Below are 25222 nucleotides of genomic sequence, written 5' to 3'. Positions count from 1 at the left end.
AACTCAATTCCACTTATTAATGAAATCTAGTTTTTCACTGAATCGAATATAAATTGTGTCAGTCGTTTTTGGCGACTTTCATATCATAACATTATTTCAAATATGATGTCAACACCTATTTTCAAAATGTATAATATGTTTTAATTACGTCGAATCAAATTGCGACAACAATTAATATTATATCAGGATAGTTGCTTCTGCGCAACACCATTTTAAATATTATTTTGCGACTTGACCTATTATAAAGACGTTTATTTGTCTCGTCAATACCTTTTATTAAATTGAAAGATCTAATATACCTTTCTTCCTCTTACTACTAATTGGACAACCTATTCATCTCGCATTATTTTAGTATGCCAGAAGAAAAGAGTCGATCCCTTACACACAATTTATTGGATCAAATAACTGGAAAAACAACTGTAACAACCAATTCATTATATGCTGGTTATTAAAATTGTGAATTTATATTGACTTTACACTCTTAGTGCAAGTATTCTATTGTTAACCAGTAATATTTAAAGGTTAACAATAGAGAGAGAGGTTATTTCCATGAACAATAAAAAATTTACTGCAACAGATCTTACAAAAGGAGCTATATTTATAGCTCTAATGGCAATAGGAGCGAACTTAACAGCAATTATTACTATCGGCACTGTCCCCTTAACTTTTCAAACCGTTGTCGCAATTTTAGCAGGTATCTTACTTGGAAAAAGGTTAGCTGCTTTTGCTATGACAGGATATTTGATGTTAGGTCTAATTGGAGTTCCTGTTTTCGCAGGTTTCGTAGGAGGTTTTCACACTGTAACTTCTCCTACTTTCGGTTTTTTGCTTTCTTTTATAGCGCTTGCTTATATAGTAGGTTTAATCATTGAGTTGAATCAACAACCATCATTATTCACTTTTTATCTTTCAAGTTATGTTGGTCTTATCCTTAATTATTTAATAGGCGTTCCTTATTTATATTTACATAGTCATTTTATTTTAGGGCTAACCGATGTACAGTTCATCCCTATTGCAGTAAGCATGGTACCATTTTTTCTAAAAGATTTTGTATTAGTAGGGTTTGCAGCAACCTTGGCCCCGAAGCTTCTCAAGGCTATAAACAAATCTAGTCCCAAAAAACCAGTTGCTTCATAATTTTACTCCAGTCCTTTAAAATACGTCATTATTTTTAAATGATTTTTAAAAGGTGCTATTCCACATATAGGAACAGCACCTTTTTTGAATATTGTCTTTGATATCATTTATTGAATTCATCGATGATGCGAGGGATAGGCTCGTCCTGGAAAAGAAGCAACTAGCTGAAGCCTTGCCCACGGAAAGGGTCCTCCTAGAGCGCATTCGAGTACTCAGGTCGAAAAGGAAACTGCAGGACTAAAAAAATACCATATCCCCCTCAAAAACACCGTTCTATACTTACCTAGCAAAAAAGCTGCCTAGAGATACCAATCACCTTAAGACAGCTTTTAACTATTTTCACTTATGCTTGAATACTATTACCTTCTATTATAATGTATGCGAACATCCTCAATAGTTGTTATAAAATAATTGCAGATAACCAACCAAATATAATGAGAGGAATATTAAAATGAAGGAAAGTTGGGACACATGTATCCCAAATGTGATTATGCTGTCCGTCAGCATTCAAACCAGCTGTAGGACCCAAAGTACTATCAGAAGCCGGGGATCCAGCGTCACCAAGTGCTCCGGCAGTTCCAATGAGAGCAATAGTTGCCATAGGCGACATTCCTATCGCAACAGCTAACGGTACAAATATAGCTGTAATAATTGGTATGGTTGCAAAAGATGAACCAATACCCATTGTAATAAATAGACCGATAATGAGCATGATTATTGCCGCTAATCCGTGATTACCACCTATCCAATCCGACGTTGATGTAACGAGAGATTCTACGTGGCCCGTTTCTCTAATAACCTCCGCAAATCCACCCGCTGCAATCATAACGAAACCTATGAAAGCAAGCATCTTCATACCACTAGTCATTAACTGATCTGTTTGATTCAATGTAAATTCTTTTCTAAAATGTAAAACCCCAAAATAACAGTATAAGATAATTAACCCTGAAAGTGCACCGAAAATCATTGAATCTGTCACTACTTGTGCAATTAAAACGACAACAATAGATATGATAGAAATAACTATTCCTGTCGTTGTATAATTTTTGTCCCCCGAAGTCACTGACTCTTCGACTATTTCTTTATTGTGATAAGGTCTTTCTTTTCGGTAACTAACAAAGATTGCAAATAATAACCCAATTAACATCCCTAATACAGGCAAAGCCAAAGCTTGAGGGACCATCCCCATTTCAACACTCATTCCGCTTTCTTCCATATTCGTAACCAATATCTCGTGAAATATGAATCCATATCCAGCTGGAATTAATATATATGGTGCTTTTAATCCAAATGTTAATGCAGTAGCGACCGCTCTTCTATCAAGAGCGAGTTCATTAAAGATTAGTAGAAGTGGAGGAACTAATATTGGGATAAAAGCAATATGAACTGGAACTAGATTCTGAGAAAAACAAGCGACAATCGCAACGATAAACAAGAGAATTACTTTCGTCATCGTTTTTCTTCTGGTTTCTTCATTTTTACCAACAAGACGAATTGCCCCTTTTACCATAAGGTTTGGTAATCCAGTGAAGTTTATAGCTACTGCAAAAGCTCCTAGCATTGCATAACTGAGAGCAATACTTGCATTTGCACCTAAACCTCCCGTAAAAATTTCCAACGTTTCTGTAACAGAAAACCCGGCAACAATACCACCAACTATTGCCCCTCCAATCAGAGCTATAACGACGTGTATCCTTGCTAAACTTAATATAATCATGACGAGAACAGCCAATACTACAGCATTCATTGTAACAAAACCCCTCTGAAAATCCTTTATTGTGATAAATCGGTAACGTGAAAAACCTAGACTAATTTATCACTTCTTCAAGGTGATTGTCAATCCAATTCTCACTAAAATAAAGCATAAAATTTTTTAATCCTGTACTTCTTTGGTTCAATTACGACAAAAAAAGCTAGAGGATAGCCCTCTAGCTTTTTAAAAATTACTTATTAGTTACCCTGTGCCGCTTCAATCTCATCTTGAAGCATATCTAGAATCATTCCAGCGTCTTCACTTTCATCACGATAGGAATCACGAACTGGTACAGCTAGTTCACGGAATGCATCTCGCTCTTCTTCAGAAAGCTCATATACTTCTGTAGGAGTATCTGTTGCTTCTTCAATTAAACCTAAAGCAGCATCATTTTGCTCAGCTTGAATTTCAAAAGATCGAGATTTCATTTCCTCAATAGACTCATCAACAATTGTTTTTGTTGCGTCATCTAATCCCTCATAGAAATCAGGATTTACAGTTGTCATCGTTACATACATATTGTGATTTGAAATCGTCAAGTGGTCTTGCACTTCATGAAAGTTTGCATCTTCAATAAAGAAAAGTGGGTTTTCTTGACCTTCTACAGCACCTTGCTGAAGTCCAGTATAAAGTTCTCCCCAGCTCATTGCTGTTGGATTAGCATCATATGCTTCATAAGACTCAAGAATTAACGGTGATTCCTGTGTTCTCATTTGGAAACCATCAAAGTCATCAGGAGATTGTAGTGCACTGCTTCCAGTCCACTGCATAGCACCCTCTGTCCAGAAAGCTAATGGCATAATACCTTGTTCAACATATTTACCAGCTAAATGCTCATTAATAGCTTCACTTTCATTCAATACCTGCTGATTCAGTTCCTGATCATCATCAAACAAGAATTGAAGGGCAAAAATATTTCCCTCAGGTACGAGTGTACCTGTGAAACCTGGAGAAATAATTGCAAATTCTACAACACCGGTTGATAATTGTTCAACTTGGTCTACTTCACTACCTAATTCCCCAAAACCATATACATCGATTGAAATCTGTCCACCAGATTTTTCACTGACTAATTCAGCAAACTCTTCAGCATATACATTTTGGACTTGCCCTTCTGTTTCTTCTGTTACAAAGCGCCATTCTTGCGCTTCAACTTCAACAGCTTCTTCGTTTCCACCGTTATTTTCAACGGCCTCGCCATTGTTTGTTCCTTCATTTGCCGCTTCATTTGTACCGCCATTATTCTCCGTTTCGTCATTACCGCCACAAGCAGCAAGAACTAATCCAAAAGACAACATGCTAGCTAATAAACCTTTTTTCTTTAACATAATGTGAATACCCCCATAAAATTTTATTTTAAAAATATCTACACTCTTTAACCCTACTATTAAAACATATTCAGTAAGAAAAGTGAGATATCCTCAAAAACAACTACTAAAACTGAAACAATTAATAACATTACAATGTACGGCGGTGTTCCGCGTATGACATCCAAATAGGATTTATTAAACACCGAACTTGCTGTAAATATATCAACCCCAAACGGTGGCGTTGCTGAGCCCAAAGCCGCTTGGAATACGATGACTACCCCTAAATGTATTGGATCAATTCCTGCTGCAGTAGCAACTGGAGCAAAAATTGGAGTTAATATTAATATCACCACAATTGGATCTACGAACATACATCCAATGAAGAAAAAGATAGATACGATAAGTAATACATATAATGCTGAAGGATCGGGACCCATGACAGCATCTGTTAACATTCTTGGAATTCTTAAGAAAGAGATGACCCAAGAAAATGCTTGACCGCCTGCTACGAGTACAAATACCGCAGAAGTAACGATACCGGAAGACAATGCTATTCCAGGAATTTCTTTAAATTTAATCGTCTTGTAAATTAACACTTCAAGTATTAGTGCATATAACACAGAAACTCCTGCTGCTTCTGTCGGTGTAAATTGACCAGTGTAAATACCTCCAATGATAATAATCGGAAAGCCTAATGGTAAAAGTGCTTTTAATGTGACATTCCCTCTTTCTTTCCAAGGCATTTTAGGCCCCAGAGGGATATTATATATTCTTGCATGAATATAAGAATACGTTGCAAAAAAGAGAAAAATTAATACGCCTGGACCTATACCAGCGATAAATAAGTCCCCTACAGAAGCGTCAGAAACTAATGCGTAAATGATCATTCCTATACTCGGCGGAATTAAAAGTGCAATATCACTTGCATTGATAATTAAGGCGATAGCACTTGAATCTTTATATCCGACCTTTAATAATCGCTCACGCATTGGTTTCCCAATAGCTACTACAGTTGCTTGCGTTGAACCTGAAATAGATCCAAAAAGCGTACAAGCTGCTGCCGTGGTTATCGCATATCCTCCGCGAATATGCCCAATAAACGCTCCAACAAAATCTAGCAATTTGTTCGAAGTTCTTCCTGACGTCATGATATCGGCGGCAAATATAAATAGTGGAACAGCAATTAATACATATGATGATATTCCCTCAACCATCTGTTGAATCATAATCGTCGGATCTAAGTTATCCATGAAAAATAAAATAATAACTAAAGGTCCTGCGATCATAGGAATCATCATCGGAAAACCCATTAGGAGTAAAATAACCATAATGCCCAGTAATGTCCAAATCATCGTCGATTCCTCCACCGTCCTATTTTTTCGAAAATTCTTATCTATTTTGTTTATTACATATAGACAGTTCCCACTGACAATCTAATGTTTTATTGTTCGTCATAGTCCTTTTTATCCTCTGCAATATAAATTTCTTTATTAACTATGTTCATCCACATATTGCGTAAAAATTGAATAGCGCCGATAAAACAACCTAATGGAATAGCTACTACCATTAACCAAAAAGGGAATTCAAGGGCTGCTGTAGTACGACCTGTCTCGTAGATCCCGTATGTGTAAATTGTTCCAAAGTAACCGATGGTAATTAAGACTATTGCAGTAACTAAAGGGTTAAAGATAGCTAAAAACTTTTTAACAGGTTTTGGAGATAAATCAAAAAAGGCAGACATACTTATGTGTCTTCCCTTCCTTGCAGCATAACTAATTCCCAAAAAGGTAGCTACTATTACAGCCAATCGACTAATTTCAGCTGCAAAGTGCCAACTAGAACCTGTAATTATCCTAGTCAAAACATTTCCACAAGTCATGACCGAAATAACAATGATGGACCAACTAAGGATAAATTTCTCTGCTGTATGAAGCGAGGCGTCTAGCACTTTAAATACTTTATTTTGCGCTTTCTTTTTCGGTTCTTTTGTTTGCGAGCTTTCCAATGGTATATCCCCCCTTCTTTTTACTATCTTGAGATATCTTAAATTATGTAACACTGTCTGAAGACTAGAATGAATTGGTGATATAATATTTTTTTCGGAAAATGAAAATTATTTTTTCGTATATTCGCCTATTAAATATCATAAAACAAATCAATAATAACCACAAAACTTATACAGGCACAAATTCTCTTATTATTCAGGAAATAATATCCTTATCGTCAGTAACGTGTTTACAATGGCTATATCCTCTCCTCAGCTGTCAATACTAGCAATATACTCAAAGTCTGTGATTCACTACTAATTACCCTGTTTCTTAACAATTAAACGACTTTTTTGATTTTTTTAGGTTTTAAATATGATAATAAGTCCAGGTCTATTCCATCTTTCTCTTCGTTTAAAGAAGTCGTGAAAAGGGAAAAGTATATTTGAAATAACGATGTTACAGAACAAGCTTTAGAGCTTCCTATGTTATAATTAAAATTATTGTTTTTTAATATGTGTCGTAAATTTGAAGCATTGTCTAGAAAGGAAATAAATACTTTATGGAGATATTAACAAACTTCCCTTTATGGATTGCACTTTTCACAATTGTATTTGCTCAATTTATCAAAATACCTCTCCAATTTATTGCATCTAGAAAATTTGATTGGACATTATTTACTAGTACGGGGGGGATGCCTAGTTCACACTCTGGAGCTGTAACTGCTTTATCTACTGCAATTGCCTTGGAGTACGGTCTAGACTCTACGTTCTTTGCACTTTCGGCTATCTTTGGGATTATCGTTATGTTTGATGCCACTGGTGTTCGTCGCCATGCTGGGGAACAAGCGACTGTCGTTAACCGACTCGTAACTGATTACAATAAAATTGTCTTAGAAATGAAAAATTGGCCTGAAAAAAAAGAGCAGGAGAAACGCAAGGAACTAAAAGAACTGTTAGGTCATCAACCGATAGAAGTTTTTTTCGGTGGATTACTTGGTATAATTATTGCTCTCTCTGCTCATGCAATCCTATACTAAAAAAATGCTGGCTATATTACCCAGCATTTTTTTATGAGTTTTTTTCTCCTGGATACAATTCTCTAAATCCCTGTACTTCCTCCGCTTCATTTAAATCCTCTAACGTGTCATCAGTCAGTAGCCCGGCCCCTTCTTCTATAACAAATACCTCTACTGATTTTTTCCCCCATAGATTATATACATCTTCCACCGTCTCATAATACAAATCCAATATATTTCCTTTAATAGCTGACCCAGTATCCGCTACTACTCCGTAACCATACCCTGGTATAAACAGTATAGTACCTATCGGAAACACTTCTGGATCCGCAGCAACAGTGGAATAAAGATCACGCTTTACCTTCACGCCTGAAAACGTTATTCCATATTCAGGGTGTTCTTCGGATTTCCCTGTTGATTCGATACCAGCTGTATACCCGGTTGCAATCACTTCTTTTTTTGGATAGCCGGCTTCTGACATAACTGTTACCATGTCATTGTTATTAACATCTGACTTGGTTGGGTCACTAGGTAATTCCTCAACTTCTTCTTTTCGCGTTGCATCCTTCATAACTGCTATATCTGATACAGATTCTTTTAATTGCAGAAGACTTACATTTGTAATACCGATGTATGTCGATAATAGCGCTCCAATAAATAATCCAAATAATGCAATCATTTTTAATGTTCTCTGAAATACATTCATCTTTGGACACTCCTCTCATCAATCAAGGTTGCCCTAACATGCGAAGAGTATTCAATATTCATCTGAAAAAAGCCAAAATAAAAGGCATGCCAATAGTCATAGTTGACTAATTGACATGCCAATTCACTTAAAACATTTGATATCCTCTATTACGAAGCATTTTAATTGCAAGACCTGATAATAAAGCTCCGATCATACCAGCAGTTAATATAATAATATCAATTGCAGTTAATGATAATAAACCATCGCCTAATAATGCGAAAGATTCTCCTGCATTTGTAAAGTAGCTAAAGATTCCTGAGTCATCAACCATAAAGAAAATAACAATCGGATAAATGATAGCCATCGTCCAAGTTGAACGAAGAAGCATATTCAAAATAAAACCAATTCCAAAAAACAAAATAAAATATAATAATACTGCAATTATAAATTGTGGTAAATTCAACATTACTTGTTCCACCCCCATTAGGTCAAACTTTAGTTTACTTAATATCGAGGAGAAAATCAATTATTGTTTCTTTGAAATAACAGCAAAAAAACTCCTAGTCAGCTGAACTAGAAGTGAGTGTATCCTTTGCTCATTTATTTTCTCTTTTTCATTAAGCCGATTGCTGCTTTTTTCCTGACCCCAGACACCCTGCGCAAGTCTCCGAACCACCTAATAATAATTGATTATAACCTTTACCTGTACAGTATTCGCAATCATTCTCATTTAGTTTCTTATCATGTAATGCCATTTTAGTCACCTTCCGATGTTTAATTAATCACCAATTAACTGAAGTTTCTGATAATATATCAAAAAACATCCTACAAATCAAGTGGTAAAATAACCTCCCATCTTCTGTATTAGTGTGTTTTCCTTGAAATACTGTGGATTATCTATGTAATCCATTAAAGTTTTATATTACTGAAGCGTCAAACTATTTCGCTTGTTATTAGCGGCGTAAACAGCGTAAAAAAGCTGTTAATTTTGACTTTCGTATTTCTTTTTAAAAAAAGGGACTGAAAAAGTAAAAATCACCTTTCTCAGTCCCTTTCCCTATATTCGATTTAAAAGAAATTAAACTTTCCTTTTTTCAACACCAATGGCACTCCACCTAATTGAAACAGATACTTATTATCAATTATCTTCTTCATTGCAGATGCAGAACCTCCGTATAGCTTACGGTCTCCTACTAGACCAATCGCTTCCTTACCACCAAGAGAAGCCACCGTTCCTTGAATTTCCGGTTTGAACACATCAAGCTCTTCTTTTCCACTGATTAAATCTTTTAGATTCTTAGAACAGGTATAAGCTTGTTGGATTGCTATTTGAGCGGTAGGAGGATATGGACGATTAATCTCTTCATTAATGATCAATGCACAGTCCCCAATAATAAATACATTATCATAACCTGGAGCTCTTAAGTCTTTCTCCACTTTTACTCGGCCACGCATCGTTTCAAACCCTGAATCTTCAATAATAGAACTTCCTCGGATCCCAGTAGTCCAAACGATGGTTTGTGACTTGATTTCCTCTCCGTCATTAAGAAGTACTTTTCCGTCTTGAACTTCTTTAATAGGTGTATTGATTTTAAACTCAACTCCACGGCTTTCAAGAACATTCATTGCATATTCAACAAGTTCCTCATCAAAACCAGGTAAAGCAGTTGGTGCAGCTTCCACGGAATAAATCTTTACTTTTTTAGGATCAATATCATATTCTTCACAAAGTTCTGGTACACGCTCTGAAAGTTCTCCGACAAATTCTATCCCGGTAAAACCTGCTCCTGCAACTACAAACGTAAGTATGTCTTCATGTTTTTCATCTTCCTTATTATAGCTAGCAAACATGTATTCAATGTGTTCACGAAGTAATCGAACAGAGTTTACGCTTCTTATGGCAAACGAATTTTCGTTTACACCTGGAATACCAAAGGTTTCTGGCTCAGATCCTAATCCTATAACTAAATAGTCGTAATCAACTTCGCCATTTTCTAGGATTACTTTCTTTTCGTCTTTTTTGATTTCTACCACAGAGTCCTTAATAAAATTAATCTTTTTCAGATCAATCACACTGCTGATTTCCATTCTTGTTTTATCGTGATGAAGTGTACCCGCTGCCGGTTCATGCAACCACGTAGTCTGATAGTGATAATTATGCTTGTTCACTAATGTAATTTCTGCATCCTGCTGGGTATTTGACTTTATCAAACGAGAGGCTGTCATAATTCCACCGTAGCCCGCACCTAATATAACTATTTTCGGCTTTTTATTCATAATACTCACTCCAATCATTCTGATTCTTGATTCTTATTCTCCATTTTTCCCAATAAGTTTACATGTCAAGCGTGTGTTTTATTACCATCAACAAAAATATGTTTGTGATATAGTTCACGTACAAATCCATAAAAAATGTAAGGGACAAATTAGGAAGGATCAATCATATAAGTCCTGAGGTTAATCATATAAGTATTGAGAATATGTTTTTAATCCCTTATTATCATATGGGTTATCTTACTATTTTTCAACTATTTTTCGAACTTTTTAATAATACTGTTGATTTTTTAGTAGAAAACCTTACATTATTTCCAGATACGCCTTCATTTTAACATGAAAACTTATCATATAATTAAAATTTCTTTCATTAGAGATAAAATAGGATCCTTCTGAAAAATTGAAAGTTATAATAATAATGTCTATAATACATATGTGAATAACAAAAGAATTTTGATGGAGGTGTAAGTCTTGGCTGAAGAAAAAGAAATATTTGATATTACCATTATCGGAGGTGGTCCTGTTGGATTATTTACTGCCTTCTACGGTGGACTGCGACAAGCAAAAGTAAAAGTTATTGAAGCAATGCCGCAATTGGGAGGGCAATTATCCGCACTGTATCCCGAAAAATATGTTTATGATATAGCTGGTTTCCCAAAAATTCGCGCTCAGGAACTGGTGGACAATTTAACAGAGCAAGCCATGCAGTTTAACCCTACGATAGTCTTGGAACAGTCCGTTGCAAAACTAGAAAAGGATGATGATAATGTTTTTAAATTAACTACGGATAAGGAAGAGCATTACTCTAAGACCATCATTATTACAGCCGGAGTTGGCGCATTTAAACCCCGACGACTTGATGTTGAAGGTGCCGAGCAGTTTGAAGGTAAAAATCTTCATTACTTTGTCAACGATTTAAACCAATTTGCCGGTGACCGAGTTGTTTTAGCAGGAGGTGGTGATTCTGCTGTGGATTGGACACTGATGTTAGAAGATATTGCGAAAGAAATCACCATCGTTCACCGTAGAGATAAGTTCCGTGCACATGAGCATAGCGTTGAACAACTTAGAGGCTCAGAGAAAATCAACGTTAGTACACCTTATATGATCGAATCTCTTGATCATGACGGAGATAAGATTACTGCTGTCACGTTAAAAGAAACAAAGGGAGAAGCTACTCATAAAATAGATATTGATACGCTCATTGTTAATTATGGCTTTGTTTCCAATCTTGGTCCTATAAAAGAGTGGGGTCTTGAACTGAAAAAGAATGCCATTATGGTCAATACTAGTATGGAAACAAACATAGATGGTATTTACGCTTGCGGAGATATTGCCACATATGAAGGTAAAGCAAAGTTAATTGCCTCCGGTTTTGGAGAAGCACCAACAGCTATCAATAAAGCAAAAGTTTATATCGACCCTACAGCAAGTGCAACTGCAGGGCATAGTACTAGTTTGTTTTAAAAATGAATTTAACTGAACTCTTATGGGATCAACCTAATTTTCTAGGTTGATCTTTTTTATTAGAAATTAGGAATAAAAAACTAGCCCTTCTATAGAAAGGCTAGTTGTGTATGAGCGGTTATTAACAATTTTCGGGCTTGCCTGCATTCTTAGCTGTTCTGAAAGAAGAACCACATCCGCATGAGGCAATCGCATTCGGATTATCCAATGTAAAGCCGCCGCCCATCATATTTTGTTTGTAATCTATTTTTACACCTTCAAGCATGGAGAGACTTTCTTTATCAACTAATACTTGTATACCATCTGTTTCAAAGGTTGTGTCGTCTTCACCAGCTTCTGTATCAAATCCCATACCATAAGAAAGACCGCTACAGCCTCCACCTTGAACACCTACGCGAAGAAATTTAGCACTCTCTTCTGCTTCCATCATCGCTTTCACTTGACTTACTGCTGATTCAGTTATGTTTAACATTAAATTCCCTCCTACCTGTTTGTTTCTAATTCTAATTATAACGATTAATTCTCCTATCATCAAGAATCCTGTTCGAATATCCTGCCTAGATTGGGTAGTACTGTTTGGCACACTTGGCAAATTGATGGTAAGATGGAAGAGAGTTTCGTGAACCGAAATGACAATAACAATAACAATTACTACATATAAAAGGTAGGGGATAAAATGAGTACAGTATTACTGGATCAAAGTTTAAAGGGCATCCAAGAAAAAGTTATTAATGGAGAAAGGCTGTCTATTGAGGATGGTCTAAAGCTATATGAAACGACGGACATTCTAAGCATTGCTCAACTAGCAAATTATGTGAACGAAAATAAAAACGGCAAAAACGTTTATTTTATTGAAAACATGTATATAAATCCTACCAATGTATGTGAAGCTAGCTGTGCATTCTGTGGATTCAAGCGGAAACCCGGCGAAGAAGGCGCATATACGATGGACGAAGAGGCATTATTAAAATATGTCGCGGATCGCTGGAATGATAACATCCAAGAATTCCATATTGTCGGCGGGCACAACACCGAAGTTCCTTTCGATTACTATTTAGACACAATTAGAGCATTAAAGAAACATTATCCACAAGTGACAGTAAAAGCATACACAGGTGCTGAAATCGAATTTTTTGCACGTCATGCAGGATTAACAATGAGAGAAGTACTGGAAAAATTAATTGACGCTGGATTAGATACACTGCCGGGTGGCGGAGCTGAAATTTTAACAGAGCGTTACCGTGCAAAAATGAGCCCAGATAAAGCTTCTACGTATGAATGGCTTGAAGCCCATGAGATTGCTCATGATCTAGGATTAAAAACACATGCAACAATGTTATACGGTGGAATCGAAACAAAGGAAGAACGTCTTATTCATATGGACAGACTACGACAGCTTCAAGATAAGACCAATGGCTTCATGGTATTTATTCCGTTAGCCATGCAACCTAAAAGTGTCAACGCAGGTCTTAAACGTCGAACATCTGCCTATGACGACCTTCGTACGATTGCAATTAGCCGCTTAATGCTTGATAACTTCCAGCACATTAAAGCGTATTGGATTAATATCGGTCCTCAGCTTACACAGATGGCTCTTTCCTTTGGTAGCTCAGATATTCATGGGACGCTTATCGAAGAAAGAATTTCTCACTCTGCAGGAGCCTTGACATCTCAAGGGATGACTAGAGAAGAACTGGTGCATATGATCAAAGGTGCCGACAAACAACCGGTGGAAAGAGATACATTTTATAAAGAAATTAAGAGGTACTAACAATTAAAAAGGATCATACCAACTAATCAATTGGTATGATCCTTTTTAATGAGCGGTGCTAAGCTTACAGACTATTTAATAAACATAATTATACTAATTCCTAGAAAAGTCAGAATAGATAAATGTAGGCCGTTAGCTCTAAGTCCGGTTTGAACACCAGAGATGCCTACAATCCGACTGACCATTAAATTTAAACCCGAAAATGGACTTAAGGTTGAAGAAATTGACCATGCTAACAGAAGCAACATCGCCAATGCTAAGGTAGTTATACCTAATTCTTCTGGATTTAATTGCATAGCTAGCGCAGCAACTACGGCGATTTGATGTATCCCCACATAGGTTATAGATAACACGATTACCATCACAGCTATGGCAAACAATAGGAACGATCGATTAGCTAAAATCGTTAAAAACTCACTTAATGCATTTGCAAAGCCTGTTCCCTGGATAGCATGAGCTAATAATCCTGCACTTGTGAAAAGCATGATTTCGTTGTTCATCAACATGACAGATTGATCACGATATACTTTTAGCAGTGTACTTAGCCTGTGCCATCCATTCGCTATTGTTCCCCATATGATCGGTAACGAAAGAGAAATTAAACTAACTATCACAATCATCGACCACTTTGTGACGTATTCGATCGTTAAGGATGTTGTCATCAAGACTATGACAAAAAAGCCTAGTTGGAACAGTTTAAAACGATGTTTTTTATTTAGCGGAATTTTCGGATCATAACTTTTACTCAAAGGATGATTACGTTCCCAAAAAGCAAAAAGAATGTTTCCAACTATTAAAGAAAGAAAGGATAAACCGATCCCATACAAAATATATTTCCCAACAGGCATCTCTAAGTAGTAAAGCACCAGAGAAACAGAAGCGAAATATGGTGACCACATGATTGCAGTTGAAAACCCGATCATATAACCCTTTACGGACATTGCAGAAGGAAGTTTAATATCGGTAAGAAATTCACTTATAATCCGGACAGAACCTAAGCTTAATATTGGACTTAATATAAATAAACTTGTAGTAATACCAGCAAATAACTGTCTAGGATGATGTAATAAATTACGCAGTAAGGCATCAACGGCATCAAAATATCCACCTAGTTTTAGTGGAAGTGAAAGAAGTGGGGCCAGAGTGACAAGGCATATTAATGGTAAAATTAATAGCAGTCCTTGACTTATTCCTTCAAAACCTGCGCCTTTATTTAGTTCTAAAATCATCCCGGTTACCATCATAGTTATTCCTATTATTCTTGGAAAGCAGCCTGTTGAAATGGATACGCTTGCCAAAAATGATAAAATAGCCATGATGACAACCAAGTATCCTAACCATTCAATATTTGCAAAATATTGGATGAGAAACAAGATACACATGGATAAAATGAGATAACTGCGCATGCAGCTGTCATCCCCTTTCTTGAAGACCGAAATATTATGTCACTGGGGTTGGATTAAACAGGCTAAGGTCATTGCTTATCCCCCAGTGATCTGCCCATGTTTTCTTACGGTCACTTGCAACATCCAATATGAAATGAAATAATTCCCACCCAATATCCTCTATGCTCGATTCGCCTGTAGCTATGGTGCCAGCGTTAATATCAATTAAATCGCTCCACTGTTCTAATAAGGCATTTCTTGTAGAAACTTTAATTACCGGTGCCATTGATAATCCATAAGGCGTTCCTCTCCCTGTAGAAAAAACTTGAAGATGCATACCGGAAGCGAGCTGCAATGTACCACAGACAAAATCACTCGCCGGTGTTGCAGCAAACAGCAAGCCTTTTTGGGTGGCCTTTTCTCCAGGTGCTAATACACCTGAAATAGGACTACTTCCAGACTTGACTATAGAACCAAGCGACTTTTCAACTACGTTCGACAAACCACCCTTTTTATTTCCGGGAGAAGGATTTGCACTGCGGTCAGCATTCCCTTTTTGTAAATAGTCATCATACCACTTCATTTCACGTATCAACCCTTGACCAACCTCTTTATTTATAGCTCGTGGGGTTAATAAATGGACCGCATCTCTCACTTCAGTTACTTCGGAGAACAAAACGGTTGCCCCAGCTCGAACAAGTAAATCAGCAGTATATCCTATAGCAGGATTAGCTGTTACTCCTGAAAAGGCATCACTCCCACCACATTGCAAACCTATGACTAGATCGGAAACTGGACAAGTTACCCGCTCTCTCTTATTTAAAATTTCTAAACGTTCCTCAGCCATGTCTATAATCATTTTGACCATGTTTGTAAAACCTTGTTGGTTTTGGAGTGAAACAATATCTTCCTCATTACCTAATCTATCTGGCTGTAATTTTTCGCACCCTAATCCCACAATCATTACTTCTCCTCCGAAGTTAGGGTGGCTAGCTATGTTTTGAATCGTGCGAATCGGTATTTCAGCATCAGGAGCATTAATGGCAACACCACACCCGTATGTGTGATTTAGCGCTACAACATCATGAACATTTTGATAGTTTTGAAGAAGTTCTTTTTTGATTTTATTAACCGCGTAATCAAGTACACCTGCAACACACTGAACGCTAGTAGTTATTCCAAGTATGTTTTTGATTCCTGCACTCCCATCAGCATTTCTAAATCCTTCAAAGGTATAACCTTCCATAAGTGGCTGGGCATCGGGCACTTTATTGGCAAGCGGTAGTTTATCTAGTTCAGGCGGAACTGGCATTTGTACTAGCGATTCTTTAATCCAGCTTCCCTTTTTAATAGGCGTTTTAGCAAACCCAATTACTTCCCCGTAGCGGATGATCTCTTGATCTTGTTCTAAATCCACTAAAGCCGTCTTGTGTCCTTGAGGTACAAATTCGAATAATGTAAGACCACATGAAAACAACGTCCCTTGCTTTAAACCACCGGAGTTAACTATAATTGCCACGTTGTCTTGCGAATTGACTTTAATATATAATGGAATCTCATCTGATATCTGCGAGGCCATAAAAATCCTCCTTTTAAATTTTGTTTTTAACATTTATAATAAAAAATTAGGCTGTTTTCGTAAACCTTATTGTTTTATGGAAATGGTCGAAGTGAAAAGCACCTTCTCCAGCGTTGCCCTCAGAAAACGTCCAGCTAGAGCTTATTCGAGCACCACCTTGTACTAACTAGACCATTTAAGAAAACAGTAATAATTAAGAAAAACGCATAGCGTCTTTTATTAAATTTATGCATTCTTATCTTTTAAATGAAAAGTAGACCCAATTTCGGTCTACTCCTGCGACTACGTTATGTTATCTTATATGTCGGAGTCTCTAACTAAACATGGCCGTTTGTTATTGAACTCCCATCCTGGGATCAGATATTGCATAGCTACAGAGTCATCACGAACACCCAATCCTTCTTTTAGATACAACTTGTGAGCGATTTCAATTTGTTCCATATTGATATCAATGCCTAGACCTGGTCTTTGTGGAACTTCAATCTTCCCATCAGTTATTTCAAAAGGATTTTTTGTTAAGTTCTGACCATCCTGCCAAATCCAATGCGTATCAATTGCTGTAATATCCCCAGGGGCAGCTGCAGCCACATGAGTAAACATCGCTAGAGAGATGTCGAAGTGATTATTGGAATGCGATCCCCATGTTAATCCCCATTCATGACACATTTGTGCGACGCGGACAGAACCTTGCATCGTCCAAAAATGTGGATCTGCTAATGGAATATCAACAGATTGCAAAGTAATGGAGTGACCCATTTGACGCCAATCGGTTGCGATCATATTTGTAGCTGTTTTTAGACCTGTCGCACGTCTGAACTCTGCCATTATTTCACGAGCTGAATAACCATTCTCAGCTCCGCAAGGATCCTCTGCATAAGCAAGTACGTTATGTTGACCTCGGCAAAGTTTAATCGCTTCATCTAGTGACCAAGCACCGTTGGGATCAAGTGTTATTCGAGCATTTGGGAAACGCCTAGCCAGTGATGTAACCGCCTTCATCTCCTCTTCACCTCGTAATACACCGCCCTTTAATTTAAAATCATTGAAACCATATCGCTCATGAGCTGCTTCCGCCAATCTAACAATTGCCTCTGGAGTCATCGCTTCTTCATGACGTAACCTAGCCCAATCATCTTCTCCATTAGGATCACTTAAGTAAGGTAAATCTGTTTTGTTGCGGTCCCCGATGTAGAATAAATATCCTAATACTTCAACCTTATCACGCTGTTGACCTTCCCCAAGAAGCGCAGACACTGGTACATTCAAGTGTTTACCAAGAAGGTCAAGAAGAGCTGATTCGAGTGCTGTTACCGCATGTACCGCAATACGCAAATCAAATGTTTGCTGTCCACGTCCAGCGGTATCCCGATCTGCAAATTGTTTTCTTACTAAGTTAAGAACGTTATTATATTTTCCAATTGACTGACCAACGACTAATGGCTTTGCATCTTCTAACGTTTGTCGAATGTTTTCACCACCTGGCACTTCGCCAACACCTAAGTTACCCGAGTTATCTTTCAAAATCACTATATTACGAGTGAAAAACGGACTATGTGCCCCGCTCAAGTTAAGCAACATGCTGTCATGTCCAGCAACTGGTATGACTTGTAGCTCCGTAATTACCGGTGTTGAGGTTGCTTTTTCATTCGTAACTTGTTGAATTTGCATATGGAATCACCCCTGTATGTTAAATAATCTTTTCAAAAAATTTGTTAAAACTGTCTTCTTTAAGCTAAGACTGGTCAAAAAGGAAATCTTTTTGACCCAGCCTCTTTTATATTTATTTCACAAAAATAGTTTTAATCGATGTGAAGAATTCTTTGGCAGCTTCACCTTGCTCGCGGGAGTGTGAACTAGACTGTTTCATACCGCCAAAGGGGGCTTGAAGCTCTACACCGGCACTTTCTGAATTAACACGTATAAGCCCTGCTTCCATATCTTCTATAAATGAAAGCATGTTTTGAATATTACTTGTGAAAATTGAAGCACATAAGCCAAAATCAACATCATTTGCAATGTGTAGTGCATCTTTTAAGTTGTTTACTTGTATAAGAGCTATTACTGGACCGAATATTTCTTCTTGAGCAATGGTCATTTCAGAAGTAACATTTTCAAAGATAGTCGGCTCTACGAAATATCCACTGTCAAAACCTTCACCCTTTAAGCGGTTTCCACCAGCAAGAAGAGTTGCTCCTTCTTCTTTCCCTTTTTCAATATAATGTAGCACAGTATTTAATTGATTTTCACTTGCAGACGGACCCATCCATATTCCTTCTTTTAAGCCATCTCCAACTGTAATTTCAGCTGTTTTCTTTAATAGTTTTTCTTTAAATGTTTCATAGACTGCTTCTTCAATAATCACACGACTTGTAGCTGTGCACTTTTGTCCAGTAGAACGAAACGCGCCACTTATTGTTGCATCCACTGCTAGATCTATATCACAATCAGCAGCCACGATAACAGGATTTTTCCCACCCATTTCTAATTGGTACTTTGCTCCACGAGCTAAGCAACCTTGACCAATGACTTTTCCAACTCCATTTGAACCAGTGAAAGTAATCGCGTTAACATTAGGATTCTCTGTCAACGCTGGACCAATTACGGAACCGGATCCTGTAACCATATTAACTACACCTGCGGGGAATCCAGCTTCTTCAAAGCACTCAATTACTTTTGCGCAAGTTACAGCTGTTTCTTGTGCAGGTTTAATAACCACAGAATTTCCATAAATGAGAGCTGGTGCCATTTTCCATATTGGAATCGCCACTGGGAAATTCCATGGGGTAATGACGCCTACAACACCTAATGGCACACGGCTTGTAAACATGAGTGCACTGCTATCTGTTGATGGGATAACATCCCCTTCTTTACGCAAGCCTTCTCCTGCGTAGTAACGAAGAATCGCTACTCCCCGAGCTGTTTCACCTTTTGCCTCTGGAAATGTTTTCCCCATTTCACGAGTCATACACTCGGCAATCTCTTCCAATCTACTTTCTAAAATGTCCGCAGCTTTGTATAGGAACCCCCCACGATCGTTACCCGATAGCTTCTTCCAGCTTTTTTGAGCTTCTTTTGCTGCTGTAGCAGCATCGTCTATTTCTTCCTTTGTAGACATTTGCACATATCCTACTATATCGTCGTTATTTGCTGGGTTTAAACTTGGCATAACCTCACCACTTGTAGAAGCCGTCCAAGATCCATTTACAAAGTTTAAATAGGTTTCTTTTTTTGTATCAACTGTCATTTTAACTCCTCCTATCAAAATTTAATGAATCATAATTATAGATTAGTAGTTTGTTCACTTGTAACTGGATATTTTTCCAATGCTGAAACAATTATCTTTTTCAGTTCTTGGTAATGGCCTGATTCAACTGGTATACAAGGTGGGCGAACAGTATTTGCAACTGGAAACCCTTGAATTTCCATTCCCGCTTTAATAAGAGAAACAGCATAGCCTTTTCTTGCTTTTCGAATACGGTTAATTGGAAGCAGGACATTAATATATATTTCACTGACGAGAGCTTCATTGCCTTCAAGTAACGCATCGTAAAACATTTTTGAAATATGTGGCATGTAGTTTGACATTGCTGAGGAATAGGCGCTATACCCAATGTTTGCATAAGCAGGCATGGTAATTTCCGCGAAAGGCATTCCGTTCAACCACTCAAGACGATTACCGATTGTTTGAACCAATTCTAAATTTAATTCCATGTCACCATGGCCATCTTTTAAGGCAACAATTTGTGGGAACTGATCTACTAGACGTTGTAATGTATTTAAATTAACAATTGCATTATCACGGTTATAAAGAATTGCATTTAGTTCACTCGTTTGAATAATTGTTTTGTAGTAGTTGTATAGACCTTCTTGCTCTCCATTAACAAGGTATGGAGGAAGAATTAAGTACCCATCTGCACCTAAGTCTTCCGATAATCTGAGTAACTCAATAGCGTCTTTAATGTTTCCACCAACTCCAGTGTAAACTGGTACTCTGCCATCTGTAGTTTCAATAGCAACCTCTACCATTCTCTGATACTCTAATCTGCTTATTGCATGAAACTCACCAGATCCACAAGCAATAAAGATAGAACTTAGCCCCTCTCTTATTAGGTAGTCTATATTGATGGCTAATGCTTTTTCATCAATGTTTCCGCTTTCATTTAATGGTGCTGTTGGAAAACCTAAAATTCCTGTAGGGGCTTTTCTTTTACTAGTCATGACCAAATACTCCCTTCGATTTTAAAAGTTCTTTTAATGTTAATTAATTATTTTGTTCATTTGTCTTACAATTCAATGATTGTTTTAATTGTAAGACAAATGAACTTATGTGTCAACGTTAAAAACTTAATTTTCACAACTATTCCTACCAACTAAAACTGTTTGGGCTCATAACATAACCATGTCTTGAGCCCCATTCAGTTTGACTTGCAATCAAACCCTTCTACTCAGAAAGTTCTGTGTAGTAAGCTTCTGTTTCTTGCATGTAATCAAATGCCTCTTGCGGATTCATGTATGTTGGTGAAACCAAGAATTTATTAGCTTCAGCTACATATTCCTCATTATTTACGACTTTTTCAAGAGCGGTTGAAAATGCTTCTACAATTTCGTCAGGTGTTTCTTCAGGAAAACCTAAGAAGAAGAATTTTTCAAAACTACTATCAACGCCTTGCTCCTTGAAGGTTGGAACATCAGGCATTAAGTCGACTGAATCTTCAGCCATAATGCCAAGAGATCTCATATCTCCGGATTCTACATATTCTGTTACTAACCCTAAAGAAGTAGGAACGATATCAATGTGTCCACCTAGAAGAGCTGCGATTTTATCAGCTGCTCCACCAACATCCACAATATTTAATTCGATATCCTGGTCTTTTTCCAGAGCTAGTAGTTGTAAGTGTGTAAATCCACCAACTTCAGTAGCAATTGAAACTTCTCCTGGGTTAGCGCTAGCGAATTCAATCATATCTTGAAGGTCTTCAAATTCAGAATCAGCACTTACCATAAATGTATTTCCTTGATCTAGTACAGCAATTCCTGCTAGTTTCATATCTTCATAGCTAAAATCAACTAAACCTAAAATTTTATTTAATAACATGGAGTTATGAAAGAATAATGCAGTGTGTCCATCTGCTTCGGCATCTAAAACCTCTCTTGCTCCTACAGTACCACCAGCTCCAGTAACATTGGAAATAACAACAGGTTGACCCAATTCTTCTTCCAGATATTTACCTAATGTTCTTGCATTTAGATCCGTGTCGCCGCCTGCTCCAGCAGGAACAACAAATGTTATTGGTTCAGTAGGGTAATCGACAGCATCTTCTGAACTATCATTCATCTCATCCGCCACCGTTTCTGCCGACTCTTCAGCCTCATCAGTTTGTTCTGCTTCTGCTGTTTCCTCAGTATTACCCGTCGATTCACTAGAACTTTCTTCATTCGAACACCCAACAATAATTGCAGTTAGAAACATAATAGCCAACAATACTACCAATGGTTTTAAAACTAATTTCATAATAAACCCTCCTATAATTTTTTATATTCTAACAAGGGAGTAACCCCCCCTATCAAAATTAATGTGGACTAAATTCCGTTATTCGTATTGTCTAGACTTTCTAACTTTTTTCGTTTCTTTTTATGATTATCTCTAATTTTAAAGATAATAGATAAGGCAGCTAAACCTAAGAATACTGCTGCAATTGGTTCTGTAAGGAAAGGTAAGAAATCACCTTGTGAGTACATAAGTCCTCTTCGCAAGTTTGTTTCAACAAGTGGACCTAAAATAAATCCAAGAATAACAGGTGCAACTGGAAATTTATATTTCAGCATTAAATAGCCAAGGATTCCGAATAATAAAAGTGCTCCTGCATCAAACATACGGTTATTTACGCCAATCGCTCCAACGACACATAATACTAAGATGATTGGTAAAAGAATATATTTAGGTATACTTAAAATTCTCGTAAAGAATCTCATTCCAAAATAAAGGAAAGCTATCATAGCAACGTTCGCAATAATTAGTGCAATAAAAATCCCATAAACAACATCGCCATTATCCTGGAATAACAATGGACCAGGGGTTAACCCATGAATAACTAATCCTCCAAGAAGAAGAGCTGTCACCGTGTCTCCAGGAATTCCTAAGGCAATCAAAGGTACAAGTGCTCCTCCTATCGCAGCGTTATTCGCTGATTCAGAAGCTACAACTCCATCTGGAATTCCCTTTCCAAATTTCTCAGGAGTTTTTGATTGGTTTTTAGCCGTCACATAAGCAATAATATTAGCGGTTCCTCCACCTATACCAGGTAATATTCCGATAGCAACGCCAATGATACTTGACCTTAAACCATTCCATCCCTGTTTGAAAAAGTCCACCAGTGAAAATCCAAAACCTTTCATTTTATACTCGATTGATTTCTCTTTTTTGATTTTCCTTTCGGATGCTTTTATTATCTCTGCTACGGCAAACAGTCCGATTAGAACAGGAAGCAAATTGAAACCTGCATCAAGGCCGCTATACCCAAATGTAAACCTTGGAAACGCATCAATTGGTGCTGAACCAACCATCGCTAATCCAATTCCCATTAATCCAGCCAGTACACCTTTCACTAATGAACTGCCAGCTAAACTGGATATCATCGTTAAAGCAAATATCGTGATCGCGAAGTATTCATAAGGTCCAAACTTGAGAGCAATTGTCGCTAATGGTGGGGCAACAAGCATCAAGATGAAGATACTTAATAATCCACCTAAGAACGAAAACACGATCGCATATCCAAAGGCCTTTCCTGCCTCACCATTTTTTGCCATTGGATAGCCGTCAAAAGTTGTTGCAATGGATGAGGGAGTTCCCGGTAATTTCAGCAGAATTGCTGGTATTAAACCACCTGATACACCACCAATATATAACCCCATCAAGATAGCCATCCCATCCATTTGACTCATCCCAAATGTCATAGGTAAGGTGATTGCAATGGCCATGGTAGCTGTTAGTCCTGGAATAGAACCAAACACAAGCCCCATTATTACACCTAGCAGGATAAACAGGATCGTTTTAAAGGTCATTACTGATGTAAGCCCTTCCAAAAATAAATCAAACATTCTAACACCTCCTTATCCTAAGATTCCAGATGGTAACCTTAGATGAAATATTGATTTGAAACAATAATAGATTACCCCAGAAGAAACAACGGATATAATTAGAAAAAGTGTAATATTCCGATGTGCTTTTTCTGCCAGTAAATACATTTGTAAAAACAGATAAATAGCTGTCATAATTGGGAAACCAATTAAAGGCATTAATGCAACGTATCCAATTAATAAGCCTAATGTACCTAAAACAGACAACTTGCTAATTGGCTGATTCCCCTTTTCATCGTCATCGTCTTCATTATCGACAACGACAGCTTGTGGATTTTTTACTTGTTTAATAGTGTTAATTAATAAAATTAAGCTAAGTATGAAAATCCCAATAGCGACCAACTTCGGAGCAAAGTCTGCACCAATTTTAGAGACTGTTAATTTTTGAATACTAAAAGTAGCAATAAACATAATAACTGATACAACTAGTAAGAAAACACTTGCATAAATATCTTTATATTTTTTTACCATCGCAGCCTCCCCCAATCTTAAGAAAAACTATCCTTCAAATTCCACTAGTGCTGCTAATAAAGCCTTGATATATCCGATTGAGTATGCAAAACCTACACTTCCATAACTCCAACCTATATTGGAGTGAGCCCAATTTCCATCAAGGTCAGGGTTATCACCTTCCATCATTGGAACATGATCAGGATTTAAACAGCCATTGTATCCAACCTTTTTCAGTTCTAGTAGAATCTTATACATGTTCATATCACCATCATCTAGTAGGGCTTCTTCAAAAGCTCCTGCTGTTGGTAACGATCCACGTACGTTACGAAAATGAACAAGAAAGATTCGATTTTTTCTGCCATAGTGGTTAATTTCATTTAACACTAATGGGCTTCCACCTTCCTCTGCTCTTGTTCCAACACAGTAAATGTAACCTACGTTTTTGCTTGGAAACTCATCCATTATTCGCCGGAAACCCAAACCACCAAATGGCGTTTCATGATTTGGTGAATCGGAAGGGTGCATTCCTAAGTTCACCTCATATTCTTCACAAACTGGAACTAGTTTGGAATACGCATCACGGAAACGACTTCTCCACTGTTCATGCTGCTCCAAAGTAGGCGTTTCAAACAGTTCTTTTTGGAAACTTAAGCTTTCTCCTCGGGCAATCGCTCCTCCTCTTTGAAGAGCTTGGTAACTCTTCGTCATGTAATTAAAAGTATCTCCAGCGAAACGTTGTCTAACAAGTTTAATACCTGCTTCACCAAAAACCTTTACCGAGTTCACAGAGTTTTCTAATTCCTTCTCGCTACCTTTTTCATCGTTCATAAATTTTTGCGAAATATCAGGTAATGTCACTCGATTAACATCTAAACCAAAAGAACGTACTCGTTTTTTCATTTTCAAAACGGCATCCAAATCTGGAAACCCTTGTTCTTTTACACCCGGAAACGAAGAACCTGTCCCAAAATCAACGCAATCTACTCCTAATTGACACATTTGTTTTAGATCGCCATCCGACAAGTCAAATTTAGTTGTTGTTACAGAAACTTTCATCATTACTTTTCCTCCATTCAGACCGTTTCTTTCTATGTTGGTCTGTTATAATCTCCTTTGATATTAACCGGTCAAACACTTTTAAGAATACGCTTTCATTAATTGTTTTAAAAAGTCTTTAAACTGAGTAGTTCTCTGTAAGATAATTTTATTGTAAGACAATTAAAAAAATAAGTCAATACTGAATTTTCTTAATTTTATTAAAAAAG

General features: G+C 37.2%; 22 protein-coding genes. 4 read left to right on the top strand and 18 right to left on the bottom strand.

Translation table 11 applies throughout. From position 1 onward, the window contains the following. Window positions 1–549 precede the first annotated feature (549 nt). Window positions 550–1137, top strand: coding sequence for a biotin transporter BioY (locus tag CEF18_RS23430; RefSeq protein WP_110938953.1), 588 nt, complete (start codon window positions 550–552; stop codon window positions 1135–1137). Window positions 1138–1537: 400 nt separating this feature from the next. On the opposite strand, the gene CEF18_RS23425 is transcribed toward CEF18_RS23430, so the two are convergent. The 4 genes from CEF18_RS23425 to CEF18_RS23410 form a co-directional block, all read right to left on the bottom strand. After that, window positions 1538–2884, bottom strand: coding sequence for a Na+/H+ antiporter family protein (locus CEF18_RS23425; protein WP_110938952.1), 1347 nt, complete (start codon window positions 2882–2884; stop codon window positions 1538–1540). A gap of 203 nt (window positions 2885–3087) precedes the next feature. Continuing rightward, entirely contained in the window at window positions 3088–4218 is a 1131-nt protein-coding gene (locus CEF18_RS23420) for a DctP family TRAP transporter solute-binding subunit (RefSeq protein WP_110938951.1), read from the bottom strand. A gap of 59 nt (window positions 4219–4277) precedes the next feature. Further along, window positions 4278–5552 (bottom strand): TRAP transporter large permease, encoded by a 1275-nt coding sequence (locus CEF18_RS23415; RefSeq protein ID WP_110938950.1) that lies wholly within the window; start codon window positions 5550–5552, stop codon window positions 4278–4280. A gap of 89 nt (window positions 5553–5641) precedes the next feature. Further along, entirely contained in the window at window positions 5642–6205 is a 564-nt protein-coding gene (locus CEF18_RS23410) for a TRAP transporter small permease (protein WP_223292463.1), read from the bottom strand. 542 nt (window positions 6206–6747) lie between these two features. Between CEF18_RS23410 and CEF18_RS23405 the strand changes: the two genes are divergently transcribed. Next, entirely contained in the window at window positions 6748–7224 is a 477-nt protein-coding gene (locus tag CEF18_RS23405) for a divergent PAP2 family protein (protein WP_110938949.1), read from the top strand. A gap of 31 nt (window positions 7225–7255) precedes the next feature. On the opposite strand, the gene CEF18_RS23400 is transcribed toward CEF18_RS23405, so the two are convergent. The 4 genes from CEF18_RS23400 to CEF18_RS23390 all read right to left on the bottom strand — a co-directional run bounded on the left by CEF18_RS23400 (window position 7256) and on the right by CEF18_RS23390 (window position 10168). Beyond that, window positions 7256–7909 (bottom strand): 3D domain-containing protein, encoded by a 654-nt coding sequence (locus tag CEF18_RS23400; RefSeq protein WP_110938948.1) that lies wholly within the window; start codon window positions 7907–7909, stop codon window positions 7256–7258. A 127-nt stretch (window positions 7910–8036) separates the two neighbouring features. After that, window positions 8037–8357 carry a YuiB family protein gene (locus CEF18_RS23395; RefSeq protein WP_110938947.1) on the bottom strand — a complete coding sequence of 107 codons (321 nt, stop codon included), beginning with the start codon at window positions 8355–8357 and terminating at the stop codon, window positions 8037–8039. A gap of 151 nt (window positions 8358–8508) precedes the next feature. Beyond that, on the bottom strand, window positions 8509–8646 hold the full coding sequence (locus CEF18_RS26195) for a YuiA family protein (protein WP_183041199.1): 138 nt from the start codon (window positions 8644–8646) through the stop codon (window positions 8509–8511). Window positions 8647–8959: 313 nt separating this feature from the next. Beyond that, the gene (locus CEF18_RS23390; protein WP_110938946.1) at window positions 8960–10168 is read right to left on the bottom strand and encodes an NAD(P)/FAD-dependent oxidoreductase; all 1209 of its coding nucleotides are present in this window, start codon (window positions 10166–10168) and stop codon (window positions 8960–8962) included. A gap of 468 nt (window positions 10169–10636) precedes the next feature. Here CEF18_RS23390 and CEF18_RS23385 point away from each other — a divergent pair, with 468 nt between their 5' ends. Further along, window positions 10637–11632: an NAD(P)/FAD-dependent oxidoreductase gene (locus CEF18_RS23385; RefSeq protein ID WP_110938945.1), complete on the top strand. Its 996-nt coding sequence runs from the start codon at window positions 10637–10639 to the stop codon at window positions 11630–11632. Window positions 11633–11753: 121 nt separating this feature from the next. Here CEF18_RS23385 and CEF18_RS23380 read toward each other — a convergent pair whose 3' ends face one another. After that, window positions 11754–12104: a HesB/IscA family protein gene (locus CEF18_RS23380; protein ID WP_110938944.1), complete on the bottom strand. Its 351-nt coding sequence runs from the start codon at window positions 12102–12104 to the stop codon at window positions 11754–11756. A 204-nt stretch (window positions 12105–12308) separates the two neighbouring features. On the opposite strand from CEF18_RS23380, the gene mqnE reads away from it, so the two are divergent. Further along, on the top strand, window positions 12309–13403 hold the full coding sequence (mqnE, locus tag CEF18_RS23375; RefSeq protein ID WP_110938943.1) for an aminofutalosine synthase MqnE: 1095 nt from the start codon (window positions 12309–12311) through the stop codon (window positions 13401–13403). Between the two features lie 71 nt (window positions 13404–13474). Here the strand turns inward: mqnE and CEF18_RS23370 are convergent, their stop codons facing one another. From CEF18_RS23370 to CEF18_RS23330, 9 genes are all read right to left on the bottom strand, one after another. Continuing rightward, window positions 13475–14809: a hypothetical protein gene (locus tag CEF18_RS23370; protein WP_110938942.1), complete on the bottom strand. Its 1335-nt coding sequence runs from the start codon at window positions 14807–14809 to the stop codon at window positions 13475–13477. Window positions 14810–14843: 34 nt separating this feature from the next. Then, a complete protein-coding gene (gene garD / locus CEF18_RS23365; RefSeq protein WP_110938941.1) occupies window positions 14844–16367 on the bottom strand; it encodes a galactarate dehydratase in 1524 nt (507 codons plus the stop codon). Between the two features lie 297 nt (window positions 16368–16664). Then, window positions 16665–18035 (bottom strand): glucarate dehydratase, encoded by a 1371-nt coding sequence (gudD, locus tag CEF18_RS23360; RefSeq protein ID WP_110938940.1) that lies wholly within the window; start codon window positions 18033–18035, stop codon window positions 16665–16667. A 112-nt stretch (window positions 18036–18147) separates the two neighbouring features. Then, the gene (gucD, locus tag CEF18_RS23355; RefSeq protein WP_110938939.1) at window positions 18148–19611 is read right to left on the bottom strand and encodes an alpha-ketoglutaric semialdehyde dehydrogenase GucD; all 1464 of its coding nucleotides are present in this window, start codon (window positions 19609–19611) and stop codon (window positions 18148–18150) included. Between the two features lie 35 nt (window positions 19612–19646). Then, window positions 19647–20585, bottom strand: a complete 939-nt coding sequence (gene kdgD, locus CEF18_RS23350) for a 5-dehydro-4-deoxyglucarate dehydratase (RefSeq protein WP_110938938.1) — start codon at window positions 20583–20585, stop codon at window positions 19647–19649. 223 nt (window positions 20586–20808) lie between these two features. Then, window positions 20809–21879 (bottom strand): tripartite tricarboxylate transporter substrate binding protein, encoded by a 1071-nt coding sequence (locus tag CEF18_RS23345; RefSeq protein WP_110938937.1) that lies wholly within the window; start codon window positions 21877–21879, stop codon window positions 20809–20811. 68 nt (window positions 21880–21947) lie between these two features. Further along, complete coding sequence (locus CEF18_RS23340) at window positions 21948–23465, bottom strand: tripartite tricarboxylate transporter permease (protein WP_110938936.1); 1518 nt, start codon at window positions 23463–23465, stop codon at window positions 21948–21950. A 12-nt stretch (window positions 23466–23477) separates the two neighbouring features. Continuing rightward, window positions 23478–23975, bottom strand: coding sequence for a tripartite tricarboxylate transporter TctB family protein (locus CEF18_RS23335; RefSeq protein ID WP_110938935.1), 498 nt, complete (start codon window positions 23973–23975; stop codon window positions 23478–23480). Window positions 23976–24002: 27 nt separating this feature from the next. Beyond that, the gene (locus tag CEF18_RS23330) at window positions 24003–25016 is read right to left on the bottom strand and encodes a mannonate dehydratase (RefSeq protein ID WP_110938934.1); all 1014 of its coding nucleotides are present in this window, start codon (window positions 25014–25016) and stop codon (window positions 24003–24005) included. Window positions 25017–25222 lie beyond the last annotated feature (206 nt).

Origin of the sequence: Salipaludibacillus neizhouensis (assembly GCF_002886185.1) — a bacterium.
Classification (GTDB): domain Bacteria; phylum Bacillota; class Bacilli; order Bacillales; family Salisediminibacteriaceae; genus Salipaludibacillus; species Salipaludibacillus neizhouensis.
Note: the sequence above shows the minus strand (reverse complement) of the source record. Positions and strands in the feature narration are given on the sequence as shown.